Source organism: Leisingera sp. ANG-S5, assembly GCF_000813925.1.
GTDB lineage: Bacteria > Pseudomonadota > Alphaproteobacteria > Rhodobacterales > Rhodobacteraceae > Leisingera.
This window is the reverse complement of record NZ_JWLH01000005.1, coordinates 225,929-242,016: the sequence shown is the minus strand read 5'-3', so window position 1 is coordinate 242,016 and position 16,088 is coordinate 225,929. Positions and strand designations below refer to the sequence as shown.

Below are 16,088 nucleotides of genomic sequence, written 5' to 3'. Positions count from 1 at the left end.
TAGGGTCGGCCCGTCACGCTTTATTCAGGAGGCTTCAGCGATGGCCCAGATGATGAAAGGCGTTTGTTTGACCCGGCATGGCGGGCCGAATGCGCTCGAATGGCGTGAAGATATTCCTGTTCCGGTCCCAGGGCCGGGGCAGGTGCTGGTCAAGGTTCTGGCAGCCGGCGTCAACAACACCGACATCAACACCCGGATCGGCTGGTATTCGTCAGATGTGACGGGGGCCACTAATGCGGTCGGCGATGACGCAGAGGTCGAGGCCGGCGGCTGGGGTGGCGCCCTGAGTTTTCCCCGCATCCAAGGCGGCGACCTGTGCGGCGTGGTGGTTCAGACCGGCCCAGATGTTGGTGACTTCCACGTGGGGCAGCGGGTCACCAGCCAGATCAATATTCCCCGGCCGCAGCCGGACAATCCGGTGGCCTTTGTCGCCCTAGGGTCAGAGCTTGACGGTGCTTTCGCGCAATACTGCCTGATGGAGGCGGCAGAGCTGTTCGATGTCAGCGCCTCTCCCTTGTCCGATACCGAGATCGCGGCGATGCCCTGTGCCTATGGAACCGCCTGGAACCTGCTGCACCGTGCTGGTGTCTCCGGTGGCCACCGGGTGCTGGTGACCGGCGCTTCCGGCGGGGTCGGGCTGGCTGCGGTCCAGCTGGCGGCCCATCTTGGCGCGCAGGTGACCGGTCAGACATCGCCCGCCAAGGCGGATGCGGTGACCGCGATGGGGGCTTGCAGCATCATTGGCCGCGTGGAAACACCTGAACCAGGCAGTTTCGATGCCGTCATAGACGTGGTCGGCGGCCCGGCCTGGCCCGCGCTGATACAGGCGCTGCGGCCCGGCGGGCATTACGCGGTCTCCGGCGCCATTGCCGGCCCGATCGTCACAGCGGACCTGCGCGAGATTTACCTGCGCGACATCACCGTCCACGGCTGCACCTTCTCCCCCCGTACGGTCTTTGCTGAACTGGTGGAGCTGATCAATTCCGGCGCAATCCGTCCCTTGGTCTCGGCAACCTATCCCCTGCAGGACATCGCTCGGGCGCAAGCCGATTTCATGAGCAAGGCGTTTCCGGGCAAACTGGTCCTGATTCCCCCGCAGGAGGCCCCATGACAGACATCATCCTTCTTGACGGCTCAATCGGGCAGGAAGTTGTCAAGCGGTCCGGCGACCGGGCGACGCCGCTGTGGTCAACCTCCGTGATGATCGAAAAGCCGGATGTGGTCGGCGGCATTCACGCGGACTACTTTGCTGCCGGGGCCACAATGGCCACCATGAATACCTATGCGGTGCTGCGCGACCGCTTGGTCCGCGCAGGGATCGAGGAGCATTTCGAAGAGCTGCTGTCCACGGCAGCCGCTCAGGCAACCGCTGCACGGGACGCCCACGGCTCAGGCCGTGTCGCCGCTGCGCTGGGGCCGCTGATTGCCTCTTACCGCCCGGATATCTGCCCGCCGCACCAGGAGGCCGCACCGGTCTACGCAGAGATTGTTCAGCTGCTGGACCCGCAGGCGGATCTGTACCTGATCGAAACCGTGTCATCTATCGAACACGCTAGGGGGGCGCTGCTTGGCTGCGCCGGGACGGCGAAACCAGTGTGGCTGGCGGCTTCTGTTTCTGATGAAGACGGAACGCTGCTGCGTTCCGGCGAGCCGCTGGCGGACCTCGCGGCGGTGGTCGAGGATTTCCAGCCGGAGGCGGTCCTGCTCAACTGTTCGCGCCCCGAGATCGTCGGCGCAGGCCTGGAAATTGTCAAAACCTTCGGCAAGCCCTGCGGCGCATATGCCAACGGGTTCACCCGGATTTCCGAGGGGTTTCTGAAAGATGCCCCCACCGTGGACGCGCTGGAGCAGCGTCAGGATCTGGGGCCCAAGGCCTACGCGGAATTTGCCATGGGCTGGGTTGCCCAAGGCGCCACGATCGTCGGCGGCTGCTGTGAAGTCGGCCCGGACCATATTGCCGAACTGGCCCGCTGTTTGCGCGCGGCCGGGCATCGGATCGTCTGACCAGGGGAGGGGATCAGCATGGCAGCTCCGGAAAAACTCAAAGCGGCAGAACCGGCCCGGGTCTGGCACATCGACATCATCGTCACCGAAGGATTTGTCCTGATCGAGATGTCGGCGATTCTGGAGGTTCTGCGGATCGCCAACCGCGTGCTGGCCCAGCCGCCGTTCAAATGGACCGTCCGCTCGCTGCAGGGCGGCCGGGTGGGCTGCCGGGCGGGCCTAAGCGTGGATACTGAACCCTTCGCGGCCAAGCCGGACGCGGATTTCGCCTTCTTCCTTGGCAACTCGGACCCGGACCATCCAGGCCTCAGCCTGGGACGGGTGATTTCCAGCTACACCTGCCGCGATATCAAGGTCTACCTGCTGGCCGAGGCCGCGGCGCGCTATATCCGTGACCAGGGTGGCGCCGCCGGGCGGCTGACGACTCATTGGGAAAACTCCGCCCTGCTGCGCGAGCGGATGGGGCTGAACGATTCCAGCCACGCGCTGGCCAGCGAGGACGGGCTGGTGGTGACCTGCGCTGGCATGGGGTCCACCGTCGATATCATCCTGGCGCTGGTCGGCAGGCTGACCTCTGCTGCGGCGCAGATGACCGTGGGCAACATCATGCTGCACGAACAGGTGCGCGATTTCTCCTCGCTGCAGCCTTTTGCCGGCGCCAAGCCGACCATCACCGGAGACAGCGATCTGGACCACTGCATCCGCATCATGCAGGACAACATCGAGGAACCGGTGCCGATCAGCGACATCGTCGGTGAGCTAGGCATCTCCACCCGCTCGCTGGAGCGCAAGTTCAAGACTTTCCTGGGGACCACTCCCAATGGGTTTTACCGGGAAATGCGGCTTTCCAAGGCCAACAACTTGTTGCTCAATACCACCATGAGCGTCCGCGAGATCGGTCTTGCCTGTGGATTTCCCAATGGGTTCTCCAGTCTTTACAAGAGCTTCTTCGGCATTACTCCCTTTGCTCTGCGCAAGCGCCGCCGACTGGGCGAGGATGGTTCAGAAAAAATCCTAAAGGCCGGAGAATAGCTCCGGGAGTCTGACGTTTTTGATGCATTTTGCGCCGCCTGTTCGTGATAATCAGGCGCAAACCCTCATTCAGGAGCGATGACATGAGCGATCTTCCCAACAAGGCCAGCGTGGTGATTATCGGCGGCGGCGTGATCGGCTGTTCGGTGGCCTATCACCTGACCAAGCTCGGCTGGAAGGATGTGGTGCTGCTGGAGCGCAAGCAGCTGACTTCCGGCACCACCTGGCACGCCGCGGGCCTGATCGGACAGCTGCGCGCCTCCTCCAACATGACCAAGCTCGCCCGCTATTCGGCGGAGCTGTACCTGGGGCTTGAGGAAGAAACCGGCGTCGCCACCGGCATGCGCCAGGTCGGCTCGGTGTCCGCGGCGCTGACCAACGAACGGCTTGAAGAACTCTATCGCAACGCCGCAATGGCCCGCGCCTTTGGCGTGCCGGTGGAGGAACTGTCGCCCAAGGAAGTCAAGGAGCGCTACGAGCACATCAATCTGGACGGCGTGACCGGCGGTGTCTGGCTGCCGACCGACGGGCAGGCGGACCCGGCCAACATCGCGCTGGCCTTGGCCAAGGGCGCCCGCCAGCGCGGCGCGCTGGTCAAGGAACGGATCAAGGTCACCGGCATCTCCAAAAACGGCCGCCGCGTCACCGGTGTTGACTGGGCCAGCGATGATGGCCAGTTCCAAGGCCACATCGAAGCCGACATGGTGGTGAACTGTGCCGGCATGTGGGGCCACGAGGTCGGCCGCATGGCAGGCGTCAACGTGCCGCTGCACGCCTGCGAGCATTTCTACATCGTGACCGAAGGCATCGCAGGCCTGTCCCAGATGCCGGTGCTGCGGGTGCCGGATGAATGCGCCTACTACAAGGAAGACGCAGGCAAGATTCTTTTGGGTGCCTTTGAACCCAACGCCAAACCCTGGGCGATGAACGGCATCCCCGACAGCTTCGAGTTCGACCAGCTGCCCGAGGACTTCGACCACTTCGAGCCGATCCTGGAGGCCGCCTGCAACCGGATGCCGATGCTGGCGGAGGCCGGTATCCACACGTTCTTCAACGGCCCGGAATCCTTTACCCCGGACGACGCCTACCACCTCGGCCTGGCGCCGGAGATGGACAACTTCTGGGTTGCCGCAGGCTTCAACTCGATCGGCATCCAGTCCGCAGGCGGCGCCGGCATGGCGCTGGCGCAGTGGATGGAAGACGGCCAGAAGCCGTTTGACCTCGGCGATGTGGACATCTCCCGCATGCACCCGTTCCAGGGTAACAAGCACTATCTGTTCGAGCGTTCAAAAGAGACCCTGGGCCTGCTGTATGCAGACCATTTTCCCTACCGCCAGAAAGCCACTGCCCGCGGCGTGCGCCGCACCCCGTTCCATTATCACCTTAAGGAACAGGGCGCCGTATTCGGCGAAATCGGCGGCTGGGAGCGCGCCAACTGGTTTGCCAACGACGGCCAAGAGCGCGAGTATCAGTACAGCTGGAAGCGCCAGAACTGGTTTGAAAACTCCGCCGCTGAACATCACGCTGTCCGTGAAAACGTCGGCATGTACGACATGTCCTCCTTCGGCAAGATCCGCGTTGAAGGCCCGGATGCCGAAAAGTTCCTGAACTACATCTGCGGTGCCAATGTCTCGGTTCCGGCGGGCAAGATCGTCTACACCCAGTTCCTGAACAGCCGCGGCGGGATTGAGGCGGATGTGACCGTCACCCGCCTGAGCGAGACTGTCTATCTGGTGGTGACTCCCGCGGTGACCCGCCTCGCCGACCAGACCTGGATGATGCGCAACAAGGGTGGTTTCAACGTCGTGCTCACCGATGTGACCGCAGGCGAGGGCGTGCTGGCCGTGATGGGTCCGAACTCCCGTGAACTTCTGCAGAAAGTGTCGCCCAATGATTTCTCCAACGAGGTGAACCCCTTCGGCACCGCGCAAGAGATCGAACTTGGCATGGGGCTCGCCCGTGTGCACCGGGTGACTTATGTGGGTGAGCTTGGCTGGGAAATCTATATCCCGGCAGAGATGTCCGGCCATGCCTTCGAAACCCTCTGGGAGGCGGGCCAGGACATGGGGCTGAAGCTGTGCGGCATGCACATGATGGACAGCTGCCGGATCGAGAAGGGCTTCCGCCACTTCGGCCACGACATCACCTGCGAGGACAATGTGATCGACGCGGGCCTCGGCTTTGCGGTTGCCACCGGCAAGGACGATTTCATCGGCAAGGCCGCGGTACTGGAGCGCAAGGAGAGCGGCCCCAAGAACCGCATGGTTCAGTTCAAGCTGACCGATCCCGAGCCGCTGCTGTTCCACAACGAACCGATCATCCGCGACGGCAAGTATGTGGGCTATCTCAGCTCCGGCAACTACGGCCACACCTTGGGTGCCGCCATCGGCATGGGCTATGTGCCTTGCGAGGGCGAAAGCGCGGCGGATGTGCTGGGTTCGACCTATGAGATCGACGTCTGCGGCGTGAAGGTGCAGGCGGAAGCCTCGCTCAAGCCGATGTACGATCCGAAATCGGAGCGGGTGAAGGCCTAAGCACCTCTCCAGTGCATTCACCTGCCCGTATCGCGTCCCGGCCTTGTGCCGGGGCGTTTTTCGTTGCTGTCCCCGCGGGGACAGTGGCGGGTTCTGCTGCAACGTTTCCCCCGGTTTCACGGCCTAGCCGTTCAGCCCCTCTTGACCCCGCCTGAAATCCCTTGGAGAAATCCATAAAAAGCCTTGTGCGGCAGGGGTAAACAGGTAGGTTGCTTGTCCCGGCATGTGACACGGGCGCCTGACGAAGAGGATTTGGGACATGAAGATCAGCATCGAACGCGGCACGCTTCTCAAGGCCGTGGCCCAGGCGCAGTCTGTGGTCGAGCGCCGCAACACCATTCCGATCCTGGCGAATGTGCTGATCGAAGCCGAAGGCGACAGCGTCCAGTTCCGCGCCACCGACCTGGATATCGAGGTGGTCGACAAGGCCCCCGCGCAGGTGGAACGCGCCGGCGCGACCACCGTCGCTGCCACCACCCTGCACGAGATTGTCCGCAAGCTGCCTGATGGTGCGCTGGTCACCCTGACCGCCGATGCCGCAACCGGCCGTCTGGCGGTCGAGGCCGGGCGCTCCAATTTCTCTCTGGCGACACTGCCGCGCGAGGATTTCCCGGTGATGGCCTCGTCGGAATACCATTCGAACTTTGCCGCCAAGGCCGCGGTGCTGCGCCGCCTGTTCGACAAGTCGAAATTCGCGATCTCCACCGAGGAGACCCGGTATTACCTGAACGGTGTCTACCTGCATGTTTCGTCGGGGGATGGCGGCAAGGTTCTGCGCGCCGTGGCCACCGACGGCCACCGCTTGGCCCGCATCGACGCGGAGCTGCCGCTGGGCGCCGAGGACGTGCCCGGCGTGATCGTGCCGCGCAAGACCGTGGGCGAGCTGCGCAAGCTGCTGGATGATGACGACATGGATATCGCGGTCTCGGTTTCTGAAACCAAGGTGCGCTTTGCCACCCCGAATATCACCCTGACCTCCAAGGTGATCGACGGGACCTTTCCCGACTACACCCGCGTGATCCCGGCCGGAAACACCCGCCGCCTGGAAGTGGACGCGGCCGAGTTCGCACAGGCCGTTGACCGGGTTGCCACTGTTTCTTCTGAACGCTCCCGCGCGGTGAAGCTGCAGTTGGAAGAGGATCGGCTGATCCTGTCGGTGAACGCGCCTGACAGCGGCGCCGCCGAGGAAGAGCTGGCCGTCGCCTACAATGACGAGCGGCTGGAGATCGGATTCAACGCCAAGTACCTGCTGGAAATTGCCAATCAGGTGGACCGCGAAAACGCCGTGTTCATGTTCAACTCCTCCGGAGATCCGACCCTGATGCGCGAAGGCAGCGACGAAAGCGCCGTTTACGTCGTGATGCCGATGCGGGTCTAACGCGCCTGACGGCGCGGCCTCTCCCTTCGGCGGCGAAGCCGCTAGCCGGGCAGCGGGACGCGAGTATTTTTAGAAAGATGAAAAGGGAGCGCGCCGCGTGCTGGCTCTGACCGCATTGACCCTTTCGCATTTCCGCTCGCATTTGCGGGCGGAATTGCGTTTGGACGGGCGACCTGTAGCCATCCACGGCAACAACGGTGCGGGCAAGACCAACATCCTGGAGGCGGTGTCGCTGTTCTCCCCCGGCCGCGGGCTGCGCCGGGCCAGCGCAGCGGAAATGGCACGCCAGCCGGAGATGCTGGGCTGGAAGCTGAGAGGCGAGCTGCAGGCGCCGTCGCAGGCTTACGAGGTGGAAACCTGGTCCGAGGGAGGTAATGCCCGGCAGGTGAAGATCGACAACAAGTCCGCCAGCCAACTGGCGCTGGGGCAAGTGGCGCGCGTGGTGTGGCTGATTCCGGCAATGGACCGGCTGTGGATTGAGGCGGCCGAGGGGCGGCGGCGGTTTCTGGACCGGATCGCGCTGAGTTTCGAGCCGGGTCATGCTGAGGCCTCGCTGGCGTATGAGAAGGCAATGCGCGAGCGCAACCGGCTGCTGAAGGAACAGATCCGCGATGCAGCCTGGTACCGGGTGCTGGAGGATCGCATGGCTGCCGCCGGGCACCGGATTCATGCGGCCCGGGTGCAGGCGGTGGAGCTGCTGCAGCAGGCACAGGCCGAGGCGGAGACCGCCTTTCCGGCTGCGGAGCTGGAACTGTTGCAGTCGGAGGGCAGCATGCCGTTCTCGGAGGCTGATTTCAAAGAGGCGCTGGAGGAAAGCCGGTTCCGCGATCTGGCCGCAGGCCGTACCTTGGTAGGGCCGCACCGCACCGATCTGATTGGCACTTACCGCGCCAAGGGCATCCCGGCCAAGGACTGCTCCACCGGAGAGCAGAAGGCGTTGCTGGTGTCGCTGATTCTGGCCAATGCGCGGGCGCTGGCCGAGCGCGAGGGCGCGCCGCCGATTCTGTTGCTGGATGAGGTTGCGGCGCATCTGGATGCGGGCCGCCGCGCTGCGCTGTATGATGAGATCTGCGCGCTTGGCACCCAGGCCTGGATGACAGGCACCGGCCCAGAGCTGTTTACGGAGCTGGGCGGCCGGGCGCAGGTGCTGGAAGTGTCGGAAAACGAGGGCGTATCGGAGGTTTCCCAGAAATGACCGTTACGCCCTGGGACCTGGCGCTTTATGCCGGGGCCTTGCTGATCCTGTTCCTGACCCCCGGCCCGGTGTGGCTGGCCCTGATGGCGCGCTCGGTTTCCGGCGGGTTCCCAGCGGCCTGGCCGCTGGCGGTTGGCGTCGCCTGCGGCGACATCTTCTGGCCGCTGATTGCAGTTGCGGGCATGTCCTGGGTGGTTTCGGAGATCGAGGGCATCATGACCGTGCTGCGCTGGGTGGCCTGCGCGATGTTCCTGGGCATGGGGTATCTGCTGATCCGCCATGCCGGCGACGCGGTGGAGGAAAACCGCGCCCTGACCCGTCCCGGCATTTGGGCCGGTTTCATGGCCGGTATCGCGGTGATCCTCGGCAACCCCAAGGCGATCTTGTTCTACATGGGCGTGCTGCCCGGGTTCTTTGACCTGTCGGGCATCTCCGGGAGCGACATCGCTGCAATTGTGACCCTGTCCTTCCTGGTTCCGCTTTTGGGCAACCTGGCGCTGGCGGGGATGGTGCACCGCGTGCGCCGGGCGGTAACCTCCACCCGGATCCGGCGGCGGATCAACCTGGTGTCCGGCGGGCTGCTGATCTGTGTCGGGCTGGTGATTCCCTTCACCTAAGGGGCGGGCTGCAGCCAGGCTTGCAGGTATGGCGCCAGCGCCCGGGCAGGCGGCGTTTCATCATCGTGTTCCATGCAAAACCACACGCCCAGGACGTGGTTCAGGAAGGCCTGAATGCCTTCTGCTAACAGTTCCGGCGGCTGATCCTGGCGAATTTGGCCTGCCGTCTGCAGAACCTGCAGCCAGCGCGTCAGCAGCGTGACCTGCCGGATGAAACTGGCGGTGACCACCTCATCCGGTTCCGCCGCTGTGGTGCCGGAGTAGCGCAAAAGCAGATCAAAGATCACCCGGTCCTGGCCGACGTAGTCCAGGTGCGGCGCCAGTCGGGCGGTCAGTTCATCCGCATCCTGGGGAGGGTCCCCTGCCTCCATCCCGTCCAGCAGGCGCATGACCTCATCCCCGATCAGCACGGCCAGCAGCCCGTCCTTGTCCTTGAAATGCGAAAACAGGGTGCCTTTGGCCACACCGGCGCGGGCGACCACATCCTCCACCCGCAATCCGCTGTAGCCCTGCTCCTGCACGATGGTGGCTGCCACCTCCTGCAGTCTTGCCCTGGTTTCCAGCCGCCGTTTCTGCGGTGCACGCGTCATTATCAGCCTCACAAGCTATTTTTTGACCGCGGTCATTTTATAATTGACCGCGGTCATTTTTTGATTCAATAAAGTGACCATGGTCAACTTATCCAATGGAGAGTGAAATGTCTGCCCGGAAAATCCTGATTCTGAACGGCCACCCGGCTGCCAATACCTTTACCGGGGCGCTGTGCGGCAGCTATGCGTCTGCCGCTGGCGGCGCCGGTCATGACGTGCGCATGCACAATCTGTCGCAGCTGGAGTTCGATGCGGATTTCGGGCAGGCCGGGTTCTCCGGTGCAAAGAAGCTGGAGCCCCAAATTGAGGTGGTGCTTTCGGATTTCGAATGGGCGGGCCATGTGGTCATTGCATTTCCACTGTGGTGGGGTGGCCTGCCGGGAAAATTGAAGGGGCTGTTCGACCGGATCCTGCTGCCCGGCCGCACCTTTGATCCCCGCATTGTCACCGATGGCCTGCCCAAGCCGCTGTTGACGGGAAAGTCAGGACGGGTCCTGATTGCGTCAGACACGCCGCCCGATTTGATGGCGCAATACTACGACAATGCCGCGCATGTTCAGGTGGAACGCCAGATCCTGAATTTTGTCGGAATTGACCCGGTTGAGACCTGCCATTTCGGCGCTTTGCAGGGGTCAAGCAGCGAGGAGCGCAAAGCCTGGCTACGCACAGCGGCGGAACTCGGGGCGCTGGGTGCGTAATCGCCTGACGGGCCCATGAAAAAAGGGGGCTTGCTCGTGACATTCCTCCCCGGGTTTCGTATAAAATCCCGAAGCTAAAACAGGAAGATGTGAATGTCCGGAAACGAGCAGGCCCCCGCAGAATATGGCGCGGATTCCATCAAGGTTCTCAAAGGGTTGGAGGCGGTTCGCAAGCGCCCTGGCATGTATATCGGGGACACGGATGACGGCTCGGGCCTGCACCATATGGTGTACGAGGTCGTGGACAACGGCATCGACGAGGCGCTGGCAGGCCACGCTGACCATGTAACCGTGAAAATTCATGCGGATTCCAGCGTCTCCGTCAGCGACAACGGCCGCGGCATTCCGGTGGATATTCATGCCGAGGAAGGCGTTTCGGCAGCCGAGGTCATCATGACCCAGCTACACGCTGGTGGTAAATTTGACAGCAACTCCTATAAGGTCTCGGGCGGCCTGCACGGCGTGGGCGTGTCGGTGGTGAACGCGCTGTCTGACTGGTTGGAGCTGCGCATCTGGCGCAACGGCAAGGAGCACGTGGCGCGGTTTGAACGCGGCGATACCGTTAAGCATCTGGAAGTGGTCGGCGATTGTGGTGACCAGACCGGCACCGAAGTCCGGTTCATGGCGTCGACCGATACATTCTCGAACCTGGAATACTCTTTTGAGACGCTGGAAAAGCGCCTGCGCGAGCTGGCCTTTCTGAACTCCGGTGTGCGGATCATTCTGGAGGATGAGCGCCCGGCAGAGAAGCTCTCGGCGGAGCTGTTCTACGAGGGCGGCGTCAAGGAATTCGTCAAATACCTTGACCGGCACAAGACCCCGGTGATGGACGCTCCGGTCTACATCGTGGGGGAGAAGGACGACATCGGCGTCGAGATTGCCATGTGGTGGAATGACAGCTACCACGAGACGGTGCTTCCCTTCACCAATAATATTCCGCAGCGCGACGGAGGCACTCATGTCGCGGGCTTCCGCGGTGCGCTGACCCGGACCATCAACAACTACGCGCAGACGTCGGGCATCGCCAAGAAAGAGAAGGTCTCTTTCACCGGCGACGATGCTCGCGAAGGGCTGACCTGTGTTCTGTCGGTCAAGGTGCCGGACCCGAAATTCTCCAGCCAGACCAAAGACAAGCTGGTGTCCTCCGAGGTGCGCCCGGTGGTCGAAAGCCTGATGGGTGAAAAGCTGGCCGAATGGTTCGAGGAAAACCCGAACGAGGCCAAGCAGATCGTCGGCAAGATTGTCGAGGCCGCTCTGGCCCGCGAAGCTGCCCGCAAAGCGCGCGAGCTGACCCGCCGCAAGACCGCGATGGACGTGAACTACCTAGCCGGTAAGCTCAAGGACTGCTCCGAGAAAGACCCTTCCAAGACTGAAGTCTTCCTGGTCGAGGGTGACTCGGCCGGCGGCTCCGCCCAAACCGGGCGGGACCGGATGACCCAAGCCATCCTGCCCCTGCGCGGCAAGATCCTGAACGTGGAGCGTGCGCGGTTTGACCGGATGCTGTCCTCTCAGGAAATCGGCAATCTGGTGATGGCGCTTGGTACTGGCATCGGCCGTGATGAATTCAACATCGAGAAGCTGCGCTACCACAAGATCGTCATCATGACCGACGCCGACGTCGACGGCGCCCACATCCGTACCCTGCTGCTGACCTTCTTCTACCGCCAGATGCCTGAGCTGATCGAGGGCGGTTACCTCTACATTGCCCAGCCGCCGCTTTATAAGGTCGCGCGCGGCAAGTCAGAGGTCTACCTCAAGGATCAGGCGGCACTGGACGACTACCTGATCAACCAGGGCGTTGACGGCGCGGTTCTCAAGCTGGGTGACGGGTCTGAAATGGCCGGTGCCGACCTCACTCGCGTAGTGGACGAGGCGCGGCAGCTCAAACGCGTGCTGGATGCTTTCCCGACCCATTACCCGCGCCACATCCTGGAGCAGGCTGCCGTGGCCGGCGCCTTTGTACCCGGTGCCGTGGATTCCGACCTGCAGGGCGTGGCCGACAAAGTTGCCCAACGGCTGGACCTGATCGCATTGGAATATGAACGCGGCTGGCAGGGCCGGATCACCCAGGACCACGGCATCCGCCTGGCCCGCATCCTGCGCGGAGTCGAGGAAGTACGTACCCTGGATGGTCCGATGCTGCGCTCGGGTGAAGCCCGCAAGACCGGCAGTTTCACCAAAAGCCTGCAGGAAGTTTACGGCACCACCGCCCAACTGGTCCGCCGCGACCGCAGCCAGATGATCCATGGCCCGCTGGGCCTCTTGCAGGCGATTCTGGAAGAGGGCGAAAAGGGCCTTACTCTGCAGCGCTACAAAGGGTTGGGCGAAATGAACCCCGATCAGCTTTGGGAAACTACACTTGATCCGGATGCCCGCACGCTGCTGCAGGTCCGTATTGATGATATGGTCGAAGCGGACGATTTGTTTACCAAGCTAATGGGCGATGTGGTGGAACCGCGCCGAGAGTTTATTCAGAAGAACGCCCTTAGCGTGGAAAATCTGGATTTCTGAGGCCGTTGTAGGATCGCCCAACAGCGTGTTTTTGACCCATACTATTGCGCAAATTGTCCATAGTTTTGGGTCTCGCATACGGTAAAGGGTAGGCAGTTTCTGGATGCACTGGGGTCTTCTTTTTTGAAATGATCTCGGGGTTTCAAGTGCTGCTACCCTTTTCGCGATTGCCAACTTGGCGGGTAAATTCACGATTCGCGTGGTGAACTTTTGGCCGCCGGTGCCCTGCCGGCAAGCTCTTGGCGTAGTGCGGACAAAATAGGCTTGTAGGGAGCCCCGCGCGGTCGGCATAGGTGTCTCCTCTGCGTATTTCTAGTTGTTTCCATAAGTTCCTTGTGATTGCCGGCTGGTAGCCCGCCTTTCGCATGTACAGCAGCGCTTTGCCGGTGCAAAGGCGGGCGTTAGTTGCATGGCTGCCCACGGCCGTCCGGGAGTTGGGTGGAGCTGCCATTTGCCGCAACTTAAGCGGCGCCAGGTGCCGGATTTGTGCGGGAAGCGCCTGGGTGGAATTCCGGCAAGTAAAAATGAACACAGAAGTCCAGGGCCGGCCTGAGCTGTGCCAATTTCAGGAAACCAATTTTTGACGCCTGATATTTAATATACTTCTTTAGCGAGTGTTATTTTTAATCTTGGAGTTGTTTAATGTCTGAGGCCGACGCTGTCTGGATACTGTTTTCCGCGCTTCTTGTGCTTGTGCTGCAATCTGGGTTTCTATGCTTGGAATCCGGCACGGTACGGGCAAAGAATGCGGCAAATGTCGCACTCAAGAACTTGTCAGATGTCTGCGTGGTCAGCACTGCATTCTGGCTGACCGGATTCGGTCTGATGTTTGGCCCCAGCTTGGGCGGCCTGTTCGGGACCGGCGGCTTCTGGCCACAGCTCGACAACTCCGCAGGCCATTCAGCCGCAATTTTCCTGTTTCAGATGGCTTTTGCTTCCACAGCTGCAACGATTGTGTCCGGTGCCGTGGCCGAGCGGGAGAGGTTTCTGGGCTACTTAGTGATGTCCGTGATGCTCGGGGCCTTTATTTATCCTGTTGCCGGGCATTGGGTCTGGAATGAGGCCGGATGGTTGCGGCAGGCTGGCTTCATCGACTTTGCCGGCGCGACAGTGGTGCATAGTGTCGGAGGCTGGACAGCGCTGGTGGCAGTCGTTCTCTTGGGGCCGCGGCTGGGCCGCTATGGGCCGAAGAAGCGGTTTTTCGAAGAGAACTCCATCTCCCTCGTGACCCTTGGCGGGTTGTTGCTGTGGGTCGGATGGGGCGCGTTCAACGGCGGCTCAGCTTTGGCTTTCAGCACAAATGTGGGTCCGGTGATCGCCCGCACTATGCTGTCGGCAGCGGGAGCGGGAATTGCCAGCATAATCATAGGTCTAGGGCTGTTCCGTTGTGTCCGGGCTGAAATCCTGGTCAACGGTTTTCTCGGCGGGCTGGTGGCAGGAACCGCGGGTATCCATCTTGTGACAGGGCCGATGGCCTTCCTGATAGGGGTCGTCGGTTCGGTGACAGTGATCGTCGCACGGGACATTCTGGATGCACTGAAAATTGATGATGTGGTGGGCGCGGTACCGGTACATCTGGCAGCCGGGCTGGTCGGCACGCTCGCGGTGGCATTCACGGTCCCGCTGGAGCTGCTCCCTGCCGGGAGCAGGCTGGGCCAGCTCGGAATTCAGGCCTTGGGGGCTTCTGCTGTAGCAGCCTGGGTTATCTCGTGCACGATTCCGCTTGCTATAATTCTCAAAGCTGCTGGACTGCTGCGAGCGCGTCCCAGAGACGAGGTGCGGGGGTTGAACTTGGCTGAAAACAACCAGCGCAATGCGCTGCTGGAAATGCTGGAGGAGATGAAGCGGCATCAGAGGTCCGGGTCTTTCAGCAGCCGAGTGCGTGTCGAACGGTCCACTGATCTGGGAGTGCTGGCGTTCCGTTACAACCGTGTGCTGGACCGGGTCGAAGATGAAATCAGCCTGCGTGTGGACTCGATCCGCAAAGAACGGATGAGCCGGGTGCTGGCGGAAGAGGCCTTTGAGGCGATGCGGGAGGCGCAGGAGGAAAGCGCCTGGTCGGCCCGGCATGACAAGCTCACTGGGCTGGGAAACCGTAAGCACCTGGAGGAAATCGCTTCCGCTCCGGCGGCGGATCAGCAGGCGGGCACACTGGTTGTCGCGCTGGACCTGGACCGGTTCAAAGAGATTAATGACACTTACGGGCATGAGGCCGGTGATCTGGTTCTGGAACACGCGGCGCAGCGGATTTCCGGTAAGATCCACGCCGGGCGCGACTTTGCTTTCCGTATCGGCGGGGACGAATTTGCGATGCTGATGGAGTTTGCCGGCAGCGAAGCGGAGGCATTTGAATTCTGCTCGGATCTTCTGTTCGAGCTGCTTCAGCCGGTAAGATACAAGGATGCCGATCTCCAGGTCGGGGCGTCCATTGGTTTTGCTCTTAGCGAACCGCATGAAACCCTGCTGTCCGCGCTGCGGCGGGCTGACTTGGCGCTGTATGCCTCGAAGGCCGACGGGCGATCCTGCGTGAACGCATACTCCGCCTCTATCGGGTCTGCACATGATGAGAAGATGGACCTCATCCGGGACTTTAAACAGGCGTTCGTCAATAACGAGATTGAAGTTACTTTTCAGCCGCAGATCGAGGGGAAAACAGGGGTGCTAGCAGGGTGCGAGGCCCTGGCGCGCTGGAACCACCCCCGCCGCGGCATTGTCGGCCCTGACGTCTTTGTGCCGATCGCCAGGGAGGTGAACATGCTGGCGGACTTGGACCGGCGGGTGCTGGATATCGCCTTGGCCGCCTACTGGGAGTTTGAGCAACAGGGGGTTGCATTGCCCAGTATCTCAGTGAATGTCTCTGCAGAGCGGCTTGGCCACCCCGGTCTGATCGAGGAGCTGCGGCAGCGCACGGACATCCCGGCAAGCGGCCTCGCCTTCGAGCTTCTCGAGACGGTTTTTCTTGATCATGTTAATGACGATTATGGCAAGCAGATTGACGCTCTTAAGGCGATGGGTATCGGCATTGAGATTGATGATTTCGGAACCGGACATGCCAGCATCGCAGGGGTGCTGGCGCTCAAGCCCGACAGGTTGAAAATCGACCGCATGTTCACGACAGGCATTGATTGCAAACCGGCCCGCCGCGACTTGATGCGCGGACTGATCGAGATGGCCGCCAGCGCCGGAGCGGCAGCGGTTGTGGAGGGGGTGGAAACCGCCGGCGAGGCAGAGGTTCTTTCTGAAATCGGCGCTGACATCCTGCAAGGTTATGCCTTTGGACGCCCAATGGACCGCAAGCGATTCCTGGCATGGGCCCGTGATTGGCAAGCGGAGCGAAAGCCGCTGCAAGCAGGTTAGCCTGGTGGCAGGCGCGCGGCGTGCCTGCTCATCAATTGTTGCATTCTGCCTTCGCTCAGCTGCCGTCTGAGGAAGCATCATCACAGCTGCAAGTTGCTATGCAGAGCGTCACTTGGCGTGCTCCTGCGGATCCAAACCACCTGCCAAATTCATCAGCAATAGCCGAAGTTTG

11 protein-coding genes are annotated in these 16,088 nt (G+C 61.9%); 10 read left to right on the top strand and 1 reads right to left on the bottom strand.

Features of this window, described 5'->3' with window-relative positions; genetic code table 11:
* Positions 1–40: 40 nt before the first annotated feature.
* The 7 genes from RA25_RS09430 to RA25_RS09400 all read left to right on the top strand — a co-directional run bounded on the left by RA25_RS09430 (position 41) and on the right by RA25_RS09400 (position 8,760).
* On the top strand, positions 41–1,111 hold the full coding sequence (locus RA25_RS09430) for an alcohol dehydrogenase family protein (protein WP_019297647.1): 1,071 nt from the start codon (positions 41–43) through the stop codon (positions 1,109–1,111).
* Positions 1,108–2,004: a homocysteine S-methyltransferase family protein gene (locus tag RA25_RS09425; RefSeq protein WP_039171788.1), complete on the top strand. Its 897-nt coding sequence runs from the start codon at positions 1,108–1,110 to the stop codon at positions 2,002–2,004. Before RA25_RS09430 ends, RA25_RS09425 begins: the two co-directional genes overlap by 4 nt.
* An 18-nt stretch (positions 2,005–2,022) precedes the next feature.
* The gene (locus tag RA25_RS09420; RefSeq protein WP_019297649.1) at positions 2,023–3,036 is read left to right on the top strand and encodes a GlxA family transcriptional regulator; all 1,014 of its coding nucleotides are present in this window, start codon (positions 2,023–2,025) and stop codon (positions 3,034–3,036) included.
* A gap of 83 nt (positions 3,037–3,119) precedes the next feature.
* Positions 3,120–5,570: a GcvT family protein gene (locus tag RA25_RS09415; protein WP_039171784.1), complete on the top strand. Its 2,451-nt coding sequence runs from the start codon at positions 3,120–3,122 to the stop codon at positions 5,568–5,570.
* 259 nt (positions 5,571–5,829) lie between these two features.
* The gene (gene dnaN, locus RA25_RS09410; RefSeq protein WP_039171782.1) at positions 5,830–6,948 is read left to right on the top strand and encodes a DNA polymerase III subunit beta; all 1,119 of its coding nucleotides are present in this window, start codon (positions 5,830–5,832) and stop codon (positions 6,946–6,948) included.
* A 97-nt stretch (positions 6,949–7,045) separates the two neighbouring features.
* Positions 7,046–8,143: a DNA replication/repair protein RecF gene (recF, locus tag RA25_RS09405; protein ID WP_039171779.1), complete on the top strand. Its 1,098-nt coding sequence runs from the start codon at positions 7,046–7,048 to the stop codon at positions 8,141–8,143.
* Complete coding sequence (locus RA25_RS09400) at positions 8,140–8,760, top strand: LysE family translocator (protein ID WP_019297653.1); 621 nt, start codon at positions 8,140–8,142, stop codon at positions 8,758–8,760. Before recF ends, RA25_RS09400 begins: the two co-directional genes overlap by 4 nt.
* Here RA25_RS09400 and RA25_RS09395 read toward each other — a convergent pair.
* A complete protein-coding gene (locus tag RA25_RS09395) occupies positions 8,757–9,350 on the bottom strand; it encodes a TetR/AcrR family transcriptional regulator (protein WP_019297654.1) in 594 nt (197 codons plus the stop codon). The two genes, RA25_RS09400 and RA25_RS09395, sit on opposite strands and share 4 nt — an antisense overlap.
* Positions 9,351–9,457: 107 nt before the next feature.
* Between RA25_RS09395 and RA25_RS09390 the strand changes: the two genes are divergently transcribed.
* From RA25_RS09390 to RA25_RS09380, 3 genes are all read left to right on the top strand, one after another.
* Positions 9,458–10,048 (top strand): NAD(P)H-dependent oxidoreductase, encoded by a 591-nt coding sequence (locus tag RA25_RS09390; protein ID WP_039171776.1) that lies wholly within the window; start codon positions 9,458–9,460, stop codon positions 10,046–10,048.
* A gap of 93 nt (positions 10,049–10,141) precedes the next feature.
* Entirely contained in the window at positions 10,142–12,559 is a 2,418-nt protein-coding gene (gene gyrB, locus RA25_RS09385) for a DNA topoisomerase (ATP-hydrolyzing) subunit B (RefSeq protein ID WP_019297656.1), read from the top strand.
* A gap of 642 nt (positions 12,560–13,201) precedes the next feature.
* The gene (locus RA25_RS09380; protein ID WP_039171772.1) at positions 13,202–15,916 is read left to right on the top strand and encodes an ammonium transporter; all 2,715 of its coding nucleotides are present in this window, start codon (positions 13,202–13,204) and stop codon (positions 15,914–15,916) included.
* Positions 15,917–16,088: the final 172 nt, after the last annotated feature.